General features: G+C 45.7%; 15 protein-coding genes. 11 read left to right on the top strand and 4 right to left on the bottom strand.

The window, feature by feature from the left end:
* Position 1: 1 nt before the first annotated feature.
* On the bottom strand, positions 2-1,744 hold the full coding sequence (gene radD / locus AC6I7V_RS07945) for a DNA repair helicase RadD (RefSeq protein ID WP_498010625.1): 1,743 nt from the start codon (positions 1,742-1,744) through the stop codon (positions 2-4).
* A 95-nt stretch (positions 1,745-1,839) separates the two neighbouring features.
* Between radD and rsuA the strand changes: the two genes are divergently transcribed.
* The 3 genes from rsuA (at position 1,840) to AC6I7V_RS07930 (ending at position 4,534) form a co-directional block, all read left to right on the top strand.
* The gene (gene rsuA / locus AC6I7V_RS07940) at positions 1,840-2,535 is read left to right on the top strand and encodes a 16S rRNA pseudouridine(516) synthase RsuA (protein WP_032552205.1); all 696 of its coding nucleotides are present in this window, start codon (positions 1,840-1,842) and stop codon (positions 2,533-2,535) included.
* A 125-nt stretch (positions 2,536-2,660) separates the two neighbouring features.
* The gene (locus tag AC6I7V_RS07935; RefSeq protein ID WP_498010624.1) at positions 2,661-3,872 is read left to right on the top strand and encodes a Bcr/CflA family multidrug efflux MFS transporter; all 1,212 of its coding nucleotides are present in this window, start codon (positions 2,661-2,663) and stop codon (positions 3,870-3,872) included.
* Positions 3,872-4,534 carry a DUF2913 family protein gene (locus tag AC6I7V_RS07930; RefSeq protein ID WP_255230523.1) on the top strand — a complete coding sequence of 221 codons (663 nt, stop codon included), beginning with the start codon at positions 3,872-3,874 and terminating at the stop codon, positions 4,532-4,534. Before AC6I7V_RS07935 ends, AC6I7V_RS07930 begins: the two co-directional genes overlap by 1 nt.
* An 86-nt stretch (positions 4,535-4,620) precedes the next feature.
* Here AC6I7V_RS07930 and AC6I7V_RS07925 read toward each other — a convergent pair whose 3' ends face one another.
* Positions 4,621-6,099, bottom strand: a complete 1,479-nt coding sequence (locus AC6I7V_RS07925; RefSeq protein WP_498010623.1) for a DUF2867 domain-containing protein — start codon at positions 6,097-6,099, stop codon at positions 4,621-4,623.
* A gap of 529 nt (positions 6,100-6,628) precedes the next feature.
* Here AC6I7V_RS07925 and AC6I7V_RS07920 point away from each other — a divergent pair.
* From AC6I7V_RS07920 to nhaA, 5 genes are all read left to right on the top strand, one after another.
* Entirely contained in the window at positions 6,629-8,002 is a 1,374-nt protein-coding gene (locus AC6I7V_RS07920; RefSeq protein ID WP_261881712.1) for an MATE family efflux transporter, read from the top strand.
* A 122-nt stretch (positions 8,003-8,124) separates the two neighbouring features.
* Positions 8,125-8,796 (top strand): ABC transporter ATP-binding protein, encoded by a 672-nt coding sequence (locus AC6I7V_RS07915; RefSeq protein ID WP_255230528.1) that lies wholly within the window; start codon positions 8,125-8,127, stop codon positions 8,794-8,796.
* Entirely contained in the window at positions 8,777-11,230 is a 2,454-nt protein-coding gene (locus AC6I7V_RS07910) for an ABC transporter permease (RefSeq protein ID WP_498010622.1), read from the top strand. Before AC6I7V_RS07915 ends, AC6I7V_RS07910 begins: the two co-directional genes overlap by 20 nt.
* Positions 11,231-12,367 carry a lipocalin-like domain-containing protein gene (locus AC6I7V_RS07905; protein WP_498010621.1) on the top strand — a complete coding sequence of 379 codons (1,137 nt, stop codon included), beginning with the start codon at positions 11,231-11,233 and terminating at the stop codon, positions 12,365-12,367.
* Between the two features lie 275 nt (positions 12,368-12,642).
* Positions 12,643-13,806 carry a Na+/H+ antiporter NhaA gene (nhaA, locus tag AC6I7V_RS07900; RefSeq protein ID WP_498010620.1) on the top strand — a complete coding sequence of 388 codons (1,164 nt, stop codon included), beginning with the start codon at positions 12,643-12,645 and terminating at the stop codon, positions 13,804-13,806.
* A gap of 225 nt (positions 13,807-14,031) precedes the next feature.
* Here nhaA and AC6I7V_RS07895 read toward each other — a convergent pair whose 3' ends face one another.
* Both AC6I7V_RS07895 and AC6I7V_RS07890 read right to left on the bottom strand, forming a co-directional pair.
* On the bottom strand, positions 14,032-14,640 hold the full coding sequence (locus AC6I7V_RS07895) for an OmpA family protein (RefSeq protein WP_420856604.1): 609 nt from the start codon (positions 14,638-14,640) through the stop codon (positions 14,032-14,034).
* Positions 14,640-15,947, bottom strand: a complete 1,308-nt coding sequence (locus AC6I7V_RS07890) for a TolC family outer membrane protein (RefSeq protein ID WP_498010619.1) — start codon at positions 15,945-15,947, stop codon at positions 14,640-14,642. Before AC6I7V_RS07890 ends, AC6I7V_RS07895 begins: the two co-directional genes overlap by 1 nt.
* Before the next feature lie 655 nt (positions 15,948-16,602).
* Here AC6I7V_RS07890 and psrA point away from each other — a divergent pair.
* From psrA to fabV, 3 genes are all read left to right on the top strand, one after another.
* On the top strand, positions 16,603-17,232 hold the full coding sequence (psrA, locus tag AC6I7V_RS07885; protein WP_255230535.1) for a TetR family transcriptional repressor PsrA: 630 nt from the start codon (positions 16,603-16,605) through the stop codon (positions 17,230-17,232).
* Positions 17,233-17,287: 55 nt separating this feature from the next.
* Positions 17,288-19,570: an acyl-CoA dehydrogenase gene (locus tag AC6I7V_RS07880; protein ID WP_498010618.1), complete on the top strand. Its 2,283-nt coding sequence runs from the start codon at positions 17,288-17,290 to the stop codon at positions 19,568-19,570.
* A gap of 209 nt (positions 19,571-19,779) precedes the next feature.
* The gene (fabV, locus tag AC6I7V_RS07875; RefSeq protein WP_255230537.1) at positions 19,780-20,982 is read left to right on the top strand and encodes an enoyl-ACP reductase FabV; all 1,203 of its coding nucleotides are present in this window, start codon (positions 19,780-19,782) and stop codon (positions 20,980-20,982) included.
* Positions 20,983-21,106: the final 124 nt, after the last annotated feature.

Below are 21,106 nucleotides of genomic sequence, written 5' to 3'. Positions count from 1 at the left end.
ACTAACGCTCCTGGAGTTCATCATCAAATATCTTGTCACGCATCTTCCAGAAACGACCGACCTTACGTGCAATAACAAACTGTGGTGGTCTGAATCGATGTTGGTGAGCGACCACTTTGGTTGGAGACGCTTCCTCAAAAGGGCGATGCCTATCAGCTAAGTGCGGACGAACGAATTGGTCTTTGAAAGTTTGCTTTTGCTTCTTGGTTGTTAACGACCAAAACTCATGAACTTGTGCTTGGTTTTCACCGCGATACGTTACTTTAAGCTGAGATTTACCTTTGTCGTCTTTGAAGACGTTGAGATCCATCTCTAGGCACTCAAACACCAATGCATCTTTAAGGTTCAGTGCATCTTTTAGTTTTTTGTCTGGGTCAACTAAGGTTGCGTCGCACTCATGGCAAATTCGTGCTGCGATGTCATTGTCGGCACCACATTCTCCGCAATACTTGGCTCGGAATCGGTAACCACAATGCTCACGCTCGCCAGTCTCTTCATCGGTGAAGTAGCCTTGGCATTTACGACCAAAGTGTTCTAGCAAGAAACCATTACTATCGAGCTTGCCCCAGAAGTTGTTATTGAAGCCGCAAGCTGGGCAAGGAATGGTGATGATTTCGCTGTCAGAGTCTGGCTTCGGATCGCCGACTTCTGGTTGGTAGAGATCGTAGCTGTTACCTGCGTAGTCCAATACCAGACACTCTTCTTTGCCCGGAGACAGACGAAGACCACGACCAACGATTTGCTGGTAAAGACTGATTGACTCAGTAGGACGCAGAATTGCAATCAAGTCCACGTGCGGGGCATCAAAGCCGGTGGTCAGTACTGAAACGTTTACGAGGTACTTGGTTTTGCGCTGCTTAAAGTCGTTGATGATCTGATCGCGCTCTAAGGTTGGAGTATCGCCAATTACAATGGCCGCTTCACCTTCTGGCAGTAAACCAAGAATCTCTTGAGCGTGGCGCACAGTGGCGGCAAACACCATAATGCCTTGTTTGTCTTTCGCTAGATGAATGATCTGCTCAACGATTTGTGGCGTTGCGCGTTTTGATTGTTCGATCACCATATCTAGCTCGGCCTCTTTGTAGCGGCCTGTGTTGGCGGGCTTTAACTGTGAGAAGTCGTAACTTAGTACCGGTGCATCAATCATGCGGGCAGGGGTTAAGAAGCTTTCGTCGAGAAGATAACGAATAGGTAATTCAAAGATACAGTCGCGGAAGAACCTTGGCTCTTCAGATCGCACTTGGCCGCGAGTATGGTATTGGTAAATCCAACCCATACCCAAGCGATAGGGTGTTGCTGTTAGGCCAAGTACTTTAATGCCAGGGTTGTTTTCACGCAGGTGAGCAATCACTTTCTGATAGCTACTATTTTTCTCGTCAGGTACTCGGTGGCACTCATCAATAACCAAGAGTGAGAACTGATTGGAAAAGGCATCAAGGTTGCGTACTACTGACTGTACCGAGGCAAACACCACTTGCTGGTCGGTCTCTTTTCGACCTAGCCCTGCCGAGAAAATTGACCCTTTCAAGCCATAGCCTTCGTACTTCTCGTGGTTTTGTTCAACCAGTTCTTTTACGTGTGCCATCACAAGAACTCGCCCTTTTGCTAGGCGTGCTAACTCAGCAATCACCAAGCTTTTACCTGCGCCAGTAGGGAGCACCAGAACTGCTGGAGTCTGGTGTTTGCGAAAGTAATGGATGACAGATTTTACGGAGTCGGCTTGATATGGGCGGAGTGTATACATACTGCGTCTTGTAAAGTAGTAAAAATAGTGTGAAATCGCTCAACTAATTGAGCAAAGGTGACTATAATACCTGACTTAGATTAGTTGAGGTATTCATGCGTTTAGATAAATTTCTATGTGACTCATTAGGCGTCACTCGAAAAGAAGCAACACAGATTTTAAAATCAAAAACAGTGACAGTGAACGATGTCATGCAGAAAAGCGGTGCCACCAAGGTTACCGAAGAGTGCGTTGTTGAATGGCAAGGCAATGAACTGCGTGTTCAAGGTCCACGTTACATCATGGTTTACAAGCCTGAAGGTTTTGTTTGCTCGCATGAAGATAGCTCTAATCGCACGGTTTTTGACCTGCTTGATGAGATCAAGATGGACAAGCTTCACTTTGCTGGTCGCCTAGATGTGGATACCACGGGCCTAGTGCTTGTGACCGATGATGGTCAATGGTCTCACCGTATTACTTCACCGAAACACAAGTGTGAAAAAATGTATCGCGTTTGGCTGGTGGACCCAGTTGAGGACGATTACGTAGAGAAGTTCAAAGAGGGTATTCAGCTGAAAAGTGAAGATGGCCTTACTCTTCCTGCACATCTTGAAGTACGTGCGGAGCGTGAAGTGCTTCTTACTATCCATGAAGGCAAGTACCACCAAGTTAAGCGTATGTTTGCTGCACTAGGCAACAAAGTAGAAGCGTTACACCGCGAACGTATTGGTGAAATTGAGATGGATGAATCTTTGGAGCTAGGTGAGTACCGTTACCTGACTCAAGAAGAGATCGACTCTATCTGGAAGTAATCTTCCTCTCTGTTTTACGCCGACCAAGGATAGCGTCGGCGATTCATTTTGACTGGTACTAGGAAAGTCTCAGCCAATATTTTGTTTGCGTGCAAGCGCAACTCTTAGTATTTCGTCGGAGATTTATGCAAACCCATACTACCCCTAGTTCCCAACCCGAAACGCCTCAGCTAGGTTTAATGCTGTTTTTGATTCTCGGTGCAATTGGTGCTTTGACGCCACTTGCCATCGACATGTATTTGCCTGCGATGCCAACTATCGCCAAAGACCTTGGTGTGACCGCTGGTGAAGTTCAAATCACGCTTACAGCTTACACCGCTGGTTTTGCGCTAGGACAGCTGCTTCATGGCCCATTAGCAGACAGCTATGGTCGTAAACCGGTTCTGTTGATTGGTGTGGTTCTGTTTGCAATAGCGTCTATGGTCAGCGCAACCACGCATGGCATTGAAGCATTGACTTATGTTCGTACCGCTCAGGGTTTTGCGGGCGCAGCGGCAGCCGTAATCATTCAAGCTGTCGTGCGAGACATGTTTGATCGCGAAGATTTTGCAAGAACCATGTCGTTCGTTACTTTGGTGATGACAGTTGCGCCGCTGGTGGCACCAATGATTGGTGGTTACTTGGCATTGTGGTTTGGCTGGCGCTCGATTTTTTGGGTATTGGCGATCTTCGCCATAATCGTGATTCTGGCAGTATCATTCAAGATCCCTGAAACCTTGCCGGTAGAGAAGCGTCAACCGTTGCGTTTTAAAACGACGATGCGTAACTACTTCCGTCTGTGCAAAAACAAAACGGCAATGGGACTTATCTTCTCGGGTGCGTTTTCATTCTCGGGTATGTTCGCGTTCTTAACGGCTGGGTCGTTTGTTTACATTGATATTTACGGTGTACGTCCAGATTTGTTCGGTTACCTGTTTGGCTTAAACATTGTAGCCATGATTCTGATGACCAGCATTAATGGTCGTTTGGTGAAAAAGGTAGGCTCTCATACTATGTTGAGAGTGGGACTGGCGATTCAATTACTTGCGGGTATTGGTCTATTTATTGGCTGGAGTTTAGACCTTGGTCTTTGGGGTATTGTGCCATTTGTGATGCTATTTATTGGCACACTATCAACGATCGGCAGTAATACAATGGGCTTGCTGCTCAGCGGTTACCCAAACATGGCTGGCACAGCTTCGTCTCTGGCGGGGACATTACGTTTTGGTACGGGCTCTGTAGTGGGTGCAATTGTTGCGATGCTACCGAGTGATAGCGCTGGCTCGATGGTCATAGTGATGGCTGTGTGTGCCGTACTTTCAGCGCTACTTTATTGGACATTAGGAAAGAAGGCATAATGTCAAAATACTACATTGAAATTCAAAAGCTGGTTAACACAGCACTCGATGAGTTAACAGCTCTACACAAATCTGGCAAAGCGGTAGATGCGCCGATTGCCAATAACCTTTACTTGGTGCGCTGGGTAACTAAGGCGATAAAATCGCAAGCTTATGACCGCTGTGTCGCTGCCGATCTGATTCGCTGGCAGAAACAGGGTCGCTCTAAAGGCAATAACTCGGATCTGACGTTCACCTTCCGCCGTATTTCTGCGTTTTACGCAAAGTTCTTCCCACAAGGTGAAGAACCAAAGCCGCTTAAAGACAGTGACGTTGAAGCCTTCATGGATAAGATGTACGACATGGGTTGGAGCGTCTCGAGCGAAGACGAACTGACCACTGGCGGAAAAATTCAGTTTTTCACCGATGGCGAGCACTCATTTGCACTTTGTGGCAAACAGTGTGACGACTCATTCGATGGTGAGTTGATGGCGAAGCCGATGAACTGGTTTGTCCGTGGTAACCACGCTGAGTTTGTTCAAGCTGCAATGGAGTCTGGCTTTATGCTTCATAAAGTGACTGACTATAAATCCGCAGTGAAATATCACGGTGAATACATTGTTTACCCAGCGAACCAAGGTAATCAGCTGGCTGAGATCCCAATTAGCTTTATTGCTGAGTAGCAGATACGGGATACGAGATTAGAAAGAGCGGGACTATCCGCTCTTAAATCTTTTCTCATCCCGCTACCCGAATCTCTCATCTGCTCTTAATCCTTTCTTATCTCGCCACTCGTATCCCGCACCTGCTCTTTCGCCTGCCTTTCTATCGTTTTCACCATACCTTTAAATATGAAAAGGTGCGCTGGCATCATGGCAAACCAATACAGCAGCCCTAAGAAGCCTTTTGGATGCCACCAAGCGGTAATATTGAGCTCGCTTTGATTGCTTGTTTGGTCTTTGTCTACAAGGTCGGAAACTGTTATCTCGAGGCGACCAAGGCCGGGCCCTTTCATGCCAAACAGTAGAGAAAGGAACTGGTTCTCTTCACAACGAATCACTTTCCATGAATCGATATGATCGCCGACTTTGAGTGTTGGGCCTTCCGGTTCTTGCCTTTTGGGTACGCCACCCCCGAAGAAAAGATCCAGCCATTCACGAGTGCGCCATAGAGCATTAGCAAAAAAGTAGCCTTGTTTTGGGCTACCTATCTGTTGAGCCACCTGCCAGAGTTCTTCTTTGGAAACGGTAGATTGGATGGTCGCTCCAGTCTGTTTAGGGTAGTAACCGTAACCTGCTTGCCAGCGTTTAAAAGCCGTTTTGTCGAAGCCCCAAACGTTACTCTTAACGAATTCACCTTCTGCTCGAATGGCTTGCTCGACCATGGTTTGGAATGAAATCAGGCGTTGTGGGTAGCGCTCCTGAATTGCAGTGGAGTTAGCAATAAAGTCATGCTTTAAGCCCGCAAGGAGGGCGCGTCCTATATTCGAAGGTACAGACGTCACGACACCAAGCCAGTATGAGGCAATAGTTGGAGTTAACAGCGATGTTGCCCATAACCTAAGCGGTCTATCTGCGGTTTTAGCGATGTGAGCAAATTGATTGCGGTAACTGACAATATCTGGGCCGCCCACTTCAAAGGTTTGGTGAGCCTCTGGATTTTCCTCGGCAAGCTTTAACAAATAATAGTTAAGGTTCTTTAGGGCGATTGGGTTGGCTTTAGAATCGACCCACTTTGGCGCGATCATGATTGGCAGGTTATAAACAAAATCTCGCATGATCTCAAAAGCTGCAGATCCCGGGCCGATGATCACGCCCGCTTGTAACTCAGTGATAGGAACCGGGCCAGATCTTAATAGATCGCCAGTTTTCTTCCGTGCCTGAAGGTGATCCGAATCGGCCGTTTGTGGTTGCAGTGAGCTTAGGTAGATCACATGTTGATTGCGAGGGCCAAGCGCATTGACAAAGTTTCTTGCCAACGTGAGCTCGTAATCAATAAAGTCATGTCCCTCTGCCATACCGTGTACGAGGAAGAAAATAAGGTCAAACTGAGGCACTAACTCTTTTGTTGCGTCGGCATCAGCAAGATCTAAGTACTCTAGTGAGAGGTTTGGATGGGGCTCGGTTCGCGCTTGCAAATAGTCAATATGACGAGCGGCTGCCGTTACCTGATAGCCTTGATTGAGGAGTTGAGGTAATAGCTGAGAGCCTACATAACCAGAAGCGCCTAACACCAGTACTTTCTTCATAAAGACTCCATTCGTTGATATGAAGTAGGGACGTCACTAACTGTTAATTTACCAGTGTCATATGCAAAAAAGCCAATATTATCTTGCTATTCGCTCCATCAATCATCTGTTTTCTTTACCAAAAACAGGGTAGATAGCGCTTATACATCGTTCGCTTTCTCAAGCATTTCAGCGTGCGATCTGTATAAGCAATTGAACAAGCGGGGTGAAATCAATTGGCAAAAAGGAATTGATATTAATCTAGTTTTTAGATTGTAAGGTTTTTAATATTCAAACTTTCTGTAAACAGGTATTCATTTGTTTATGTCGTTTTTAATAACAGTTTCAGTAGCTTATATTTTGTCTGTATGTGCTTGTTTTTCATTCATTGTTTGTATCGATTGTGTTTTAATAGTTGTTCCCTAGGTTTCATAACAGTCTTTTCTTATCGTTTCTGACCCTCGGCTTGTCGCTGCGGGCGAGAACACGCCGCTGTTATACTATTTCGATGTTCCCTGTTTTCTTCATTTTGTTCTATTAAGGTGACCTTATGCTTCTTGCTTCAATAATGCGTCATACCAAAGGTGATTTCGTTCGCCAACTGATTGCAATTGCGTTGCCAATTACGCTGCAAAGCATCATGTTTTCAAGTAGAGGTTTGGTTGACGTCTTGATGTTGGGGCAGTTAGGAGAAGCTGATATTGCCGCTGTAGGTGTGGCAAGTCGTGCCATGTTCGTGACTACGATTATGTTGGTTGGGGTTACGACAGGTGGTGCTCTGTTGACGGCTCAGTATTGGGGGGCAGGCGATAAACAAGGTGTTCGAGAGAGTACCGCGCTGACTTGGCTTGTTTCTATGCTGTTCGCAGCTTTGACGGTGGTGTTCTTTGTTTCGTTCCCAGCGCAAGTTATGGGTGTTACTACTGATTCACAAGAAGTGATCGGCTTGGGTATCGAATACATTGTGATTACCGCGTTCAGCATGTTTGCTGTTGCTTGTGTGAGCAGTATGGCAGTAGGGCTTCGCGCGATGCACCGACCGGGGCTGAGCACCTTTTTTAGTGGTATAGGGATCCTCTCGAATATCTTCCTTAACTGGGTTCTTATATTTGGGAATCTCGGTATGCCAGCGATGGGTATCAAAGGCGCAGCGATTGCGACTGTGTTGAGCGGTGCCATTGAGGTGATTACACTGTATGGATACCTTTACTGGAAACAGCATTTATTAGCATTTAAACGTGCTGACGTCGTAGCTGCCGCAACGTTAGATAAAGTGGTACGTTTTCTTAAGCTCTCTTTACCGACCACGTTCAATTTCTTGGCGTGGGCAGGTGGCTTATTTGCTTATCACGCCATCATGGGGCAATCAGGTGTTCAGGGCTTGGCTGCGCTCTCGGTGATGACACCGGTTGAATCTATCTCTTTGGCACTTTTAATTGGTATGTCTAATGCTGCGGCGGTGCTGGTGGGTAACCAGTTAGGGGCTAAAAACAATGAAGCGGTTTACTACCAAGCATTGGGCATCAGCATCATTGCGTTTTTCACCAGTATTGTGGTCGCGTTGGTGCTCTATTTTGTTCAAGCGCCAATCTTAGATTCCTTCAGCGCACTGACTCCTGAAACGCGTGAACTATCTGAAAAATTCATCTTAATTTTGAGCTTGGGCATTGTGGTTCGCTCCATCCCAATGACGGTGATTGTTGGTGTATTACGAGCGGGTGGTGATGTGAAATTCTGCCTTTACCAAGATCTGATTGCTCAATGGATGATTAGTATCCCTTTAGCGGCTATCGCAGCTGTCTATTTGGGGGTCGAACCTGAATGGATCTATTTGATGTTCCTAACAGAAGAGGTGATCAAATGGGGTGGGTCGCTCTATCGCATGAAGAGTAAGAAATGGATAAAAAATCTTATAGGAAGTTGAAGTCAGGCGTAAGATTTGTGTGACTTTATACTTAGCATGTGATCTATCTTTCAAATTACTTCCTACAACCTTAGATTTAGTGTAGATTCTCATTCCAAATTCTAACTAATGTGAGCTGTTTAATGTTAAAGCTATCAGACCTATGTAAGGGCTATGTCGACGGGGGAGAGTTCCATCCCGTTTTACAAGGTGCTGAATTAACGTTAAATCAAGGGGACCAGCTTGCATTAATGGGAGAAAGTGGCTCAGGTAAGAGTACACTGCTTAACCTCATTGCCGGGCTCGACCTTGCTGACTCTGGGGAAATTCTATTCCCTAACTTTGATATGCATGTGGCGAAGGAGCGCGATCGCACTGCTTACCGCCGCAATAACATCGGACATATCTTCCAACAGTTCAATCTGCTGCCTACGTTGAACATCGCCGACAACATTCGTTTTTGCCGTCAACTGAAGGGGTTACCTGAAGACAAAGGCTTATGGCGTCAAATTTTGTCTGCGCTCGATCTTATGCCTTTATTGGGACGCTACCCTGAAGAGGTGTCTGGTGGTCAGCAGCAGCGTGCTGCGATTGCTCGTGCTCTTTACATGGAACCTAAGATCCTGCTTGCCGATGAGCCTACCGGAAGTCTAGACGAGCGCAACGCAGAAGCGGTAATGCGCTTGCTGACGTCTTTGGCGCGTGAGCTTGAGTGCACGCTATTGTTGGTAACGCACAGCGAAAAGGTAGCCCAGCATATGGATGGTTGCATCCGTCTACAAGGGGGGCAGCTTCATGTTATGGCCCGTAGTTAAAGCGCTACTCGGTCACTATCGACGCTACCCACTTCAAATCATTCTTGTTTGGCTCGGTCTAACACTGGGCGTCTCTCTTTTGGTTGGTGTTACTGCCATCAATCAACATGCTAAGCAGAGCTATGCTCATGGCGAAAAGCTATTTTCCAATCCGCTTCCTTACCGTATTCGCCCTAAACACAGTGCTAATAAGATACCTCAAGGTTTCTACATTCAACTGCGCCGTGAAGGTTTTCAGCAGTGCGCCCCTTTTGATAATCATCGCGTAACTGACGAGAACGGCTCCAACTTTATGTTGATAGGTCTTGACCCTGTCTCGATGCTTCAATTGCAACCGGGTGTTGCGCTCCAAGATCTCACGACACTCAACCTGATGAAACCGCCATACCCAATTTTGGTGAGTGATGATCTGGCGAAGCATATGGAGTGGCATGACGGAGACTATATTCAACTTGCGGACGGCTCTAAACTTGGCCCTCTCGCTGTCGATCAGAATAAGATGATTAACGGCACGCGTTTGATTGCAGACATTTCTCTTCTAAGAATGTTGAAGCGCAGCTCTGGTCTATCCGTTATCGCCTGTTCAGATATGTCGGAAGCGAAGTTTGAGCGTCTTAAGAGCATGTTGCCCAATGGATTGACGATCTCTCGTAGCTCTAAAGCAGAGTTGGAGTCGCTGACCAGTGCATTTCATTTGAACTTAACGGCAATGGGAATGCTTTCCTTTGTCGTCGGCCTATTCATCTTCTACCAAGCCATGTCGCTCTCTTTTATACAGAGACAGCCTTTGGTTGGTGGCCTTAGACAAACAGGTGTATCGGGTTGGCAGTTAACCAAAGCACTCTGTTTTGAGTTATTTGCATTAGTTGTTATCAGTTGGATCTGCGGCAACGTCTTTGGCGTGATGTTGGCAAACCAATTGTTGCCAGCCGTATCTTCAAGTCTCGGTGACCTTTATGACGCTAATGTCGGCTTGAGTATCGACTGGAGCTGGAAAGCCAGTGTCTACAGTTTTGTTATGGCATTAATTGGTGCATTTCTAGCGTGTGCTTGGCCGCTTATTCGTCTGCTTAAGTCGCAGCCAATTCGACTCTCATCGCGTTTGTCGCTGATGCGTTTTGCGGGTACAGAGTTTACATGGCAAGCCTTGATTGGTTGTGGTTTCTGTGTTGCTGCTGTGGCGGTATACCAAGCGCCTCAGACACAAGAGTCTGGCTTTGCCATCATTGCATTGATGCTGGTGAGTGTAGCCCTGTTTACGCCTTTCTTGATGTGGAAACTGTTTAATAACTTTTCATACACTCTGCGTTGGGTTCGTGCACGTTGGTTTTTCGCGGATGCCGCTGCAAGTATGAGTTACCGCGGTGTTGCTACTATGGCGTTTATGTTAGCGATGACGGCAAACATTGGCGTTGAGACTATGGTGGGTAGCTTCCGAGATACAACAGATAAATGGTTGTCTCAGCGCCTTGCTGCTGATTTGTATATCTATCCAACGAACAACTCCGCAGCACGTATGAGTAACTGGCTATCTGGTCAACCCGAAGTTGATTCAGTGTGGTGGCGCTGGGAAAAAGATATTCCTTCTCCAGTAGGCAGTATCCAAGTTGTGAGTACTGGTCCTTCTGAAGGGGAGTTAGAGGCGTTAACCATTAAACTGGGTATCCCGAATTACTGGTATCACCTACATCACTCCAAGGGCGTCCTTATTAGTGAGTCTATGTCGCTTAAGCTAGGTATTCGTCCTGGTGACTATATCGATATGTACGATAGCCTCGGCTCTGGATGGCAAGTTGTTGGTGTGTATTACGACTATGGAAATCCCTATCATCAAGTCATGATGTCTCACCGCAATTGGCTATACGGCTTTGCGGGACGGGGCAACGTTGGGCTAGGCGTTATACTCAAAGAAGACGTAAACCCAACCGGTCTGCGTAGCAGGTTAGAATCAGTATTTAGGTTGAGCTCCGAGCGTATCTTTGACAACAACAATATTCATAGCCAAGCAATGCGTGTCTTCGATCGTACTTTTGCGATTGCTGATACCTTGGGCAACATTACTTTGGTTATTGCTGTGTTTGGTATCTTTTTCGCGACCGTTGCGGGTGAGGTATCAAGACAGCGTCATATATCACTGCAGCGTTGCCTAGGCGTTTCAGCGAAAGAACTGATCTTCACAGGTGGTTTGCAGTTGTTCGTCTTTGGTCTGATCTCGTCATTGATAGCGATACCTCTTGGTTTGGCTTTGGCAAATCTGATTGTTGATATCGTGATTAAACAGTCTTTTGGTTGGTCTTTGGAGTTACAAGTCATACCTTGGGACTACTTTATAACCTTTGTATGGTCGATGGCTGCACTGATGATTGCAGGAGCCTTGCCAGTGTTGCGTATGATAGGTAATACACCGATGAAATCACTTAGGGATGCGCTGTAAATGGGGCGAAGAAAAGGCGTGAAAAAGATGAAAAACAAAGTCCTCTCTTCAGCTCTACTGATCGGCTTCTTTGGTTTGTTTGTCGGTATTTGGTCTTATTACTCTTATTTCGCGGATGTGGGCGAAGAGGGCATCAATGAAGTCAATTCTGTATTGGTGAGCGAGCAATTTAAGGTGTTTGAGCCGGTATTGCCTGACCGTACGGTGTCATTGCCAAAAGATTTCCAATTCCACCCTGAGTTCCAACATGAGTGGTGGCATTACTTTGCGACTTTAGAAGATGATAATGGTAAAGATTATTCCGTCCAATGGAGCTTCTTTAGAATCGCGACCGATGAGCGCGAAGCGCGTGGTTGGCAAAGTCCACAAATCTATATTTCTAATGTGGTGGTGACCTCTGCGACTAAAGTGTGGAAAGAGCAAAGACTCGCACGCGGCGGTATTGGTCAAGCAGGAATGACAAACCGTCCATTCCGTCTCTGGATTGACAACTGGAACTGGCGTGCGCTTGGTGTGACCCCGTTTCCTGGGCGTTTAAGCATTGAGACCGATACCTTTGGTTTGGAGCTTGATTCAGTGACTAAGGGACCTTACGTGCTCAATGGCGAAAAAGGGTATCAAAAGAAACATGATATGCTGCCTGTTGCTTCCTATAACTTTAGTGCGCCGTTCTTGGCTCTGAATGGAACACTCGTACTTGATGGTGAAAACATTGAAGTATCGGGTAACGCTTGGCTGCATAAAGAGTGGGGCAGCGGTCTGCTTGGCGAAGGTCAGCAAGGTTGGGACTGGTTTGTTTTTAATCTCGATGATGGTTCTGCTTTGAGTGTCAGCCGCTATCGCAGTAATAAACAGGTGCCGTATGTGTTTGGTACGTTGGCAACAAGTTCAGGGAAGGTCTATCAGCTGACTGATGCTGATATCGATATTAAACCATTACCCAATAGCACCTTGCTCAATGGTCGTCGAATGCCGCTTCAATGGATCATCAACGTGCCCAAATATGAGATCAATCTCACAACTCGGATTCAACGTCGCGATATGTGGTTGCCGTTTGTTATTCCTTATTGGGAAGGGCCGATTAAGGCAAGTGGAAGCCATGAATCGTCTGGTTTTATGCAACTGACAGGGTATTGATTTTTATATAAGGCTATCATTTGATAGCCTTTTTTATGCACTCTAGGTCACTTTATGGAGAGTTCGTCTAGCTTACACTTATAATTTTGGTCATCTATACTTAAATTAGTGTGAACAACAATATTATGGAATATACGACGTATTGTTTAGTATTTGTAGGAAAAACCGAAGTTAAACATCCAAAGAAGTGATTATGTATCGTCGAAAGTTGGCTTTACACTCGTGTCTATTCTTTGTTATTCGTTTATTTAAATAATAAATATAAGGGCGAAATCATGAACGACGTCATCCGTGACTTCTTTAAAATGGAATCTGCTGGCGGCATCATCTTGGTAATTGCTGCGGCAGTTGCAATGTTCGTAGCGAACTCTCCTCTGAACGAAATGTATCAGGGTATGCTGCACACATACGTATTTGGTATGTCCGTGTCTCACTGGATTAACGACGGCCTGATGGCAGTCTTTTTCCTACTTATCGGCCTTGAGGTAAAGCGTGAGCTTTTGGAAGGTGCATTAAAATCTAAAGAGACGGCAATCTTCCCAGCTATCGCTGCGGTAGGTGGTATGCTAGCTCCTGCACTAATTTATGTGCTATTCAACTCAAGTAACCCTGAAGCGCTTCAAGGTTGGGCTATCCCAGCAGCAACCGATATCGCATTCGCGTTGGGTATCATGGCTCTTCTTGGTAACCGTGTGCCGGTAAGCTTGAAAGTCTTCCTGCTTGCACTAGCAATCATCGACGACCTAGGTGTTGTTGTTATCATTGCTCTGTTCTACTCAGGTGACCTATCTACGCTTGCACTGACAGTCGGCTTTATCGCGACTGGTGTGTTGTTCATGCTAAACAACAAGCATGTAACTAAGCTAAGTGTTTACCTGATTGTTGGTGCAATTTTGTGGTTTGCAGTATTGAAATCTGGTGTTCACGCAACACTAGCTGGTGTGGTTATCGGTTTTGCGATTCCACTGAAAGGCAACAAGGGTGAACATTCACCATTGAAGCACCTAGAGCATGCTCTACATCCTTACGTAGCTTTTGCAATCTTACCTATTTTTGCATTCGCAAACGCAGGTATCTCGCTGGAAGGCATCTCAATTTCAAACCTAACAGGCATGCTACCGCTTGGTATCGCTTTAGGTCTATTGATTGGTAAGCCACTGGGTATTTTCCTATTCAGCTGGGGTGCAGTGAAAACAGGCGTAGCTAAGCTTCCTGAAGGTGTTAACTTCATGAACATCTTCGCAGTGTCTGTGCTGTGTGGTATCGGCTTTACGATGTCTATCTTCATCTCTTCATTGGCATTTGGCTCAACGAACGCAGATTTTGATACGCTGGCTAGATTAGGTATCTTGATGGGTTCAACGACCGCGGCAATTCTAGGTTACGTGCTATTGAGTGTCTCGCTACCTAAGACAAAGCATCAAGAAGTTAAGCTGTAATCATTACAAACATGTTTGAAAGAGTTGACTGGTTAGGACAGTAGCTACCAACACTTTAAAACTATAATGACAAAGAAACGAAAAGCCGTGATGATTGTTCATCACGGCTTTGCTATTTAAGCTCTCTTTCTACTTACTCTTTTTCTAATCAGCTGCGTTGCTTGGACTTGCTTTAAGATGAACTCAGTGTGTTTCTCTATTGTTCGATCAGCGTCAATCTAAGATCTATTTTTCGAGTGTGGTGAAGATGGTCCACTCTTCAACAATCTCTTCATTCAAACCTACAACCGTAGCTGTTACGCGTCGATTAAGAGCATGAGACGTTGCATCGTCACCAGCACTTTCGAGTTTTGTGTCACCGTAACCCACAATGCGCACTCGTTCAGGTTCAACCCCGTTCGCGATCAGTCGATCTTCAACCGCGTGTGCTCTCTGCTTCGATAAGGCAAGGTTATGTGCCGCAGAACCGACTTTGCTTGCGTAACCCTGAACTTCAATGGAAGCCGATTTGTAGGTCTCTAAAAAGAGGGCCATCTGGCGAATCTGTTCTGAAAATACAGGATTAATGTCATAAGAGTTATTGGCAAATAGGATTCGCAGTTGCTTAACCTCTTGTGCACGCACTTTCTCACCACAACCTTCGTTGTCTACCAGAGCCCCTCTAGGTGTCGAAGGGCACTCATCTCGAGCGTTAATTACACCATCTAGATCATCGTCTTGAAGGTCGGCGATCTGTACCGCGACAGGCGTTTCATCGTAAGGCTCTTCTTCATAAGCCATGAGTGGCTGGCAAACAAGACAAGCGGGTAAAATGAGATACAAAGATTTCATAATTAATACTCCATTCCTCTTGTCCACTCTTCAGGAACGTCAACCAACAGAGCGTCGAGTAAGGTTCCCGTTGCGTTTAATACACGGTACTTAGCGTATTGTTCAGCGTAGTGTGCGTCCAGGTAATCTTTACGAGCTTCGAATAACTCGTTTTCTGTATTGAGCACATCAAGTAAGGTTCGCTGGCCAATTCGATACTGCTTTTGATACGCAATGACGGTTTCAGCGGCAGAGTCTACGTGATCGGATAGAAAGTTCTTTTGTTGAAGTGTCAAATCTAGAGCACTCCATGACAAACGAAGTCCCTCTTCCACTTGTCTATAGGCAGTATCACGCAGATCTTTGGCTTTGTTTAATTGATAGGCTGCACTTTCACTCTCAGCAGAGTCGCTACCACCATTGTACAAGTTGTACCTCATACGAAGCATGGCAAGCGTTTCTTCGCTTGAGCCTTCATCACCGCCAGCGTCGTCTCGCCATGTTTGGGAAGCTTCTATTGAGAAAGTAGGGTAATTAACGCCTTTTGACTGCTTGTATTGAAAATGAGCCGCATCGACATCAGCCGCCGAAATTTGGATAACTGGATGGTTATCAAAAGCAAAATCTAGGGCGTCAGGCAGCGATAGTGGGATCTTTGATACATCAGCTCGAGGGTATACCAAACCTAAAGGTTCTTGACCGACAATCCTTCTAAACTGAGTGTGTGTATCAATCAGGTTGTTTTGTGCCGCCAATAGGTTACCGTGCGCTTTTGCGATACGTGCTTCTACTTGAGAAACGTCTGCCGTTGAACCAATACCAGACTCAGCCCTACGCTTGATGTCTTTGTATATTTTCTTGTGAACTGAGAGATTGCTTTCCGACAACGCTAAAATCTCCGTCGCTTTGACAGCGTCGAGATAAATTTGTGTAACCTCTAGTGCTTTATCTTCCGCATCTGAGAGAAGTTGTAAACGAACGGATTCAGCTTCTGCAGCAGTGCGGTCTATGTTGTTGAGTGTGGCAGAGCCATCCCAAATCAGCTGAGTTAATGAAATCGTTGCCTCTTTTCGCGTTAGATCGGTATCCGGGCCGTTATTTGGTGCTGGATTGATCCCCTCATATCCAATGCCAGCATCTAAATCGATGCTAGGAAGATACGCTCCTCCTGCTGCATCGTTCTGGCTTCGTACACTCGAAAACTCATTAAAGATGCTTTTCAACTCTGGATTTGTAGCAAGCGTTATAGCGACTGCTTGTTCTAGCGTTTGTGCCCCAAGAGGAGTTGCAACAATCATGCAACTCAACAAAGATAATTTGAACAATTTCAAAGTAGTTCTCCTTCTACTTTTGACTGTCTCTTTATGGTGACAAGTTCAGGTGTTGAGAAAAAACCGACCTTGTATTCGAAGCTTAGAACATTTACTTGGAATATGAGAAGTTTAGGGAAAAAAAATAACGTTAATGTGGGTGCAGTACAGAGATCTTGGTCGCAGCCCTCAAGACGGCGTATTGCACCTTGTTGATGAACACAAATCCTCGTTCTTTATTGTTAATTATCTCAATAGTTTGCTGGGGTAGTTTGGGGTGGAGTTTGAAAAGAAGTGGAGAGAGGTGAAGAATGCGTTCAAACGGCCAAAAGTCATCAAGATAAAAAAAGCCCAAACCAACACGGTTTGGGCGGATACAAGTTTAGGAGTTAATAAAGGAAATTGCAGTGAATAACAAGAGAGTGAAACAAGTCTGACGGCCAGAAAGACTTCCAAATGCGCTTCTTGTTACCTTTTTTATGACCTGCCAATTTCCAATCAGTTCCAAGAAAAATTGTTCTTTTTTTCTTATTTTCTAAAACTCAGACAATTCAGGGTGTTATCAAGCTATTTGTCAAACTGGTACGACCAATGAGTGAAAATGTGATGTTGCTTACTTGTTAAATAAATGTTCTGTGGGTATATTTCAAACAGTTGTTTAATACGAGTGATTGAAATGGCACCAAGAAGTTCGACCAAAGAGAAGATACTGGATGTAGCAGAGGGATTGTTTGCTGAGCACGGCTTTAACGACACTTCGTTACGTACCATAACGAGCAAAGCAAATGTGAATCTAGCTTCGGTAAATTACCACTTCGGCGATAAAAAGACTTTGGTTCGTGCAGTGATTAATCGGTACTTAGAAGCGTTCATGCCTGCACTTCAAGATGCACTAGTGAACCTTAATTTGAACGAAACGTATACGATGAGTGATGTGTTTGAATCTTTGAGATCGCCACTACGCTCGCTCAACGATGTGAGACCAGACGGCACCAGTCGTTTCATGCTGTTAATTGGACGTGGCTATACGGATGTTCAAGGACACCTGCGTTGGTTTATTACCACTCGTTATAGTGACGTTTTGGGACTATTTACCAGTTCGATAATGAAGGCAAACCCAGACCTCACTCAAGAACAGTTATTCTGGCGACTACACTTCACCCTCGGGACATGTGTATTCACTATGGCGTCAAGCCAAGCACTGATGGAAATATCAGAAAATGATTATGGAAGAGAGGTTGATGCGAAAGCTGTTGTCGATATCTTGATTCCTTATTTAGCGGCAGGCATGTCAGCTAAAGAGTAAGAACAATAACAAGCATAAATTCACACCAAAAATAGTGAACAAAAGGATCTGAACTATGAGCTCTCTAAGACAAAAATGGGTAAGCGACCCAGCCTTTAAACTCTTCAAAAAAGTCCTGCCGCCGCTTTCTAGCACTGAGAAAGAAGCGATGGAAGCCGGTAGTGTTTGGTGGGATGGAGAGCTTTTTTCTGGTAAGCCAGACTTCCAAAAGCTGCACCAGTATCCAAAACCTGAGCTAACAGCAGAAGAGAAGTCGTTCATGGACAACGAGCTAGAAACTCTTCTCGAGATGCTTGATGACCATAAAATCGTTAAAGAAGACCGTGACCTTCCGAAAGAAGTGTGGGATTTCTTACGAAAAGAGCGTTTCTTCTCACTGATCATCTCGAAAGAGTATGGTGGTCGAAACTTCTCGTCGCTTGCGAACTCAACAATCGTAACCAAGATCGCTACTCGCAGTATCAGTGCTGCCGTATCGGTCATGGTTCCAAACTCTCTTGGTCCGGGTGAGCTACTGTCTCATTATGGTACCCAAGATCAAAAAGATTACTGGCTTCCTCGTCTAGCTGACGGTACAGACATCCCATGTTTCGCTCTAACAGGTCCTGAAGCGGGTTCTGATGCGGGTGGCATCCCAGATGTTGGTACTGTGTGTATGGGCATGCACGAAGGCAAAGAGACGCTAGGTATTCGTCTTAACTGGAACAAGCGTTATATCACTCTAGCGCCGGTTGCTACTGTACTGGGTCTTGCATTCAAACTGCACGATCCAGACAAGCTTCTAGGCGACAAAGAAGATATCGGTATCACATGTGCACTTATCCCAGCTGATCACGAAGGCGTGGTGATTGGTGAGCGTCATGACCCACTCGGTCTTGCGTTTATGAATGGTCCCACACGTGGTCACGATGTGTTTATCCCTATGGAGTGGTTAATCGGTGGTGCGGACTACGCAGGTAAAGGCTGGCGTATGCTGGTGGAATGTCTGTCTGCGGGCCGTGGTATCTCACTGCCGGCTCTAGGCACAGCAATGGGCCACCTGACAGCACGTACAACCGGTGCATACGCGTACGTTCGTAAGCAGTTCGGTATGTCGATTGGTAAGTTTGAAGGTGTCGCTGAGAGCCTAGGTCGTATTGGTGGCTTAACTTACTTACTTGAAGCAACTCGTACATTAACAACCACGTCGCTCGATTTGAAAGAGAAACCGGGGATTGTTACTGCGATAGCCAAGTACCACATGACGGAAATGGCACGTACCATTTTGAACGACTCAATGGACATCCACTCTGGTCGTGCGATTCAAGACGGTCCGATGAACTATCTGGCTGCACCGTACCTTGGTATTCCAGTTGCGATTACGGTGGAAGGTGCAAACATTCTGACACGCAACCTGATGATCTTCGGTCAAGGTGCAACGCGTTGTCACCCTTATGTACTGCGTGAGATGGAGGCAGCGGCTAACCCTGATGAGAAGCAAGGCGCAAAAGAGTTTGATGAACTGCTGTTCAAACACATCTCTCATGCAACTAAGAACACGTTTGGTGCCTTTGGTGCTGCACTAACAGGCTCTAAGTTCATTAAAGCAGATATGAGTGGCCCGACGAAACCATACTATCAAGACCTTACTCGTCTAAGTCGTGCTCTTGCAGTGAGTGCTGACTTTGCAATGCTAACGCTAGGTGGTGAACTGAAACGTAAAGAGCTGATTTCTGCTCGTCTGGGTGATGGTCTAAGTTACCTATACATGGCATCGGCAGCGCTTAAGAAGTACGAAGATGAAGGTCGTCAGCAAGCGGACCTAGATTACTTGCACTACGCAGTACAGCACTGTTTCCACCACGCGGCTAAGTCACTACAGGAAGCTTACCGTAACTTCCCTAACAAGGTAGTGGGTAAGGTGTTGAAAGGGCTAATCTTCCCAGTGGGCAACCACTTCGAGAAGCCTAGCGATACGCTAACAGTGAAACTTGCTGAAAGTCTAATGACTCCAGGAGCACACCGTGAGCGTCTAACGCACCTTTGCTACATTGGGCAAGACGAAGATGATAGCGTTGGTTTGATGGAAAACGCATTCATTGCGATGTACGATATCAAACCACTCGAGCGTAAGATCTTCAAAGCAGTGAAAGAAGGCAAGGTAGCACGCAAAGGTCTGTTGTCTGACCGACTAGAGCAAGCATTGGCTGCTGAAGTGTTAACACAAGCTGAAGTAGATCAAATCTTAGAGGCGGACCAATTGCGCTACGCCGCAATTCAAGTTGACCACTTTAGCCACGACTATAGTGAAACTTTGACGCGAAAAGAGCTGAAACCTAAGCTAAATAGCGTTGCTTGATAGAAATCTCATCAAAAGGCACCTTTCGAGGTGCCTTTTTTGTATTTGTACGGCACACCATCAGAACTTTGCTAGAATTTTGAACAAATGTCTGCAAATACACCCTGAGTGCTCCAACCACTTGCATTTTAGCCACATTTTTGAAGAAATTAGATGCCATTTGTAGACGAAACTTTTATCCTAACAGGGATTTTTTAAGGAAGTTGAATATGATCATCAAACCTCGAATTCGCGGATTCATCTGTACTACAACACACCCAGTTGGTTGTGAAGCTAACGTAAAAGAACAAATCGCTTACACCAAAGCTCAAGGCCCAATTGCAAATGCACCAAAACGTGTACTTGTTGTGGGTTCTTCAAGTGGCTATGGCTTGTCTTCTCGTATCGCAGCTGCATTTGGTGGCGGCGCTTCAACTATCGGTGTTTTCTTCGAAAAAGCTGGTACTGAGAAAAAGCCGGGCACAGCTGGCTACTACAACTCAGCAGCATTCGACAAGCTAGCAAAAGAAGAAGGCCTATACTCGAAAAGCCTAAATGGTGATGCTTTCTCTAACGAAGCTAAGCAAAAGACAATCGACCTAATCAAACAAGACCTAGGTCAAGTTGATATGGTGGTTTACTCTCTGGCTTCTCCAGTACGTAAAATGCCTGAGACTGGCGAAGTTGTTCGTTCTTCTCTTAAGCCTATCGGTGAGACGTACACTTCAACAGCAGTTGATACAAACAAAGATACGATCATTGAAGCAAGCGTAGAGCCTGCGACAGAAGAAGAGATCAAAGACACAGTAACCGTAATGGGCGGTGAAGACTGGGAACTTTGGATCAACGCGCTTTCTGAAGCTGGTGTTCTTGCTGACGGCTGTAAAACAGTTGCGTACAGCTACATCGGTACTGAGCTAACGTGGCCAATCTACTGGGATGGCGCGCTAGGTAAAGCTAAGATGGACCTAGACCGTGCTGCAGCGGCTCTTAACGAGAAACTAGGTCAAACTGGCGGTACTGCTAACGTTGCTGTTCTTAAGTCTGTTGTGACACAAGCAAGCTCTGCAATTCCAGTAATGCCACTGTACATCGCAATGGTATTCAAGAAAATGCGTGAAGAAGGCGTACATGAAGGCTGTATGGAACAGATCTTCCGTATGTTTAGCCAACGTCTATACAAAGAAGACGGCAGCGCAGCAGAAGTGGATGAGAAGAACCGTCTACGTTTAGATGACTGGGAACTTCGTGAAGATATCCAAGAACACTGCCGCAACCTATGGCCACAAATCACGACTGAAAACCTAAAAGAACTGACTGACTACGTAGAGTACAAAGAAGAGTTCTTGAAACTATTCGGTTTCGGTGTTGAAGGCGTAGATTACGATGCTGACGTTAACCCGGCGGTTGAGTTTGATGTAGAAGACATCTAATCTGCTTCACTAGGTTTAAATACTAAAAGGCGCTCATTGAGCGTCTTTTTTGATCTAAGAGCGGATGCGAGATACGAAAAGATTTAAGAGCTGGTTCGCTCGTCATGGGTAAAATAATATTTGA

This window comes from Vibrio sp. KUL70, assembly GCF_059725515.1.
This window is presented reverse-complemented; position numbering and strand designations above follow the sequence as displayed.

Excerpts from the sequence above, each read along its gene's own strand:
- fabV (WP_255230537.1), top strand. The coding sequence starts at position 19,780 with ATGATCATCAAACCTCGAATTCGCGGATTCATCTGTACTACAACACAC.
- AC6I7V_RS07910 (WP_498010622.1), top strand. The coding sequence starts at position 8,777 with ATGTTATGGCCCGTAGTTAAAGCGCTACTCGGTCACTATCGACGCTAC.
- AC6I7V_RS07880 (WP_498010618.1), top strand. The coding sequence starts at position 17,288 with ATGAGCTCTCTAAGACAAAAATGGGTAAGCGACCCAGCCTTTAAACTC.
- AC6I7V_RS07905 (WP_498010621.1), top strand. The coding sequence starts at position 11,231 with ATGGGGCGAAGAAAAGGCGTGAAAAAGATGAAAAACAAAGTCCTCTCT.
- AC6I7V_RS07930 (WP_255230523.1), top strand. The coding sequence starts at position 3,872 with ATGTCAAAATACTACATTGAAATTCAAAAGCTGGTTAACACAGCACTC.
- radD (WP_498010625.1), bottom strand. The coding sequence starts at position 1,744 with ATGTATACACTCCGCCCATATCAAGCCGACTCCGTAAAATCTGTCATC.
- psrA (WP_255230535.1), top strand. The coding sequence starts at position 16,603 with ATGGCACCAAGAAGTTCGACCAAAGAGAAGATACTGGATGTAGCAGAG.
- AC6I7V_RS07920 (WP_261881712.1), top strand. The coding sequence starts at position 6,629 with ATGCTTCTTGCTTCAATAATGCGTCATACCAAAGGTGATTTCGTTCGC.
- AC6I7V_RS07915 (WP_255230528.1), top strand. The coding sequence starts at position 8,125 with ATGTTAAAGCTATCAGACCTATGTAAGGGCTATGTCGACGGGGGAGAG.
- AC6I7V_RS07935 (WP_498010624.1), top strand. The coding sequence starts at position 2,661 with ATGCAAACCCATACTACCCCTAGTTCCCAACCCGAAACGCCTCAGCTA.
- rsuA (WP_032552205.1), top strand. The coding sequence starts at position 1,840 with ATGCGTTTAGATAAATTTCTATGTGACTCATTAGGCGTCACTCGAAAA.
- nhaA (WP_498010620.1), top strand. The coding sequence starts at position 12,643 with ATGAACGACGTCATCCGTGACTTCTTTAAAATGGAATCTGCTGGCGGC.
- AC6I7V_RS07925 (WP_498010623.1), bottom strand. The coding sequence starts at position 6,099 with ATGAAGAAAGTACTGGTGTTAGGCGCTTCTGGTTATGTAGGCTCTCAG.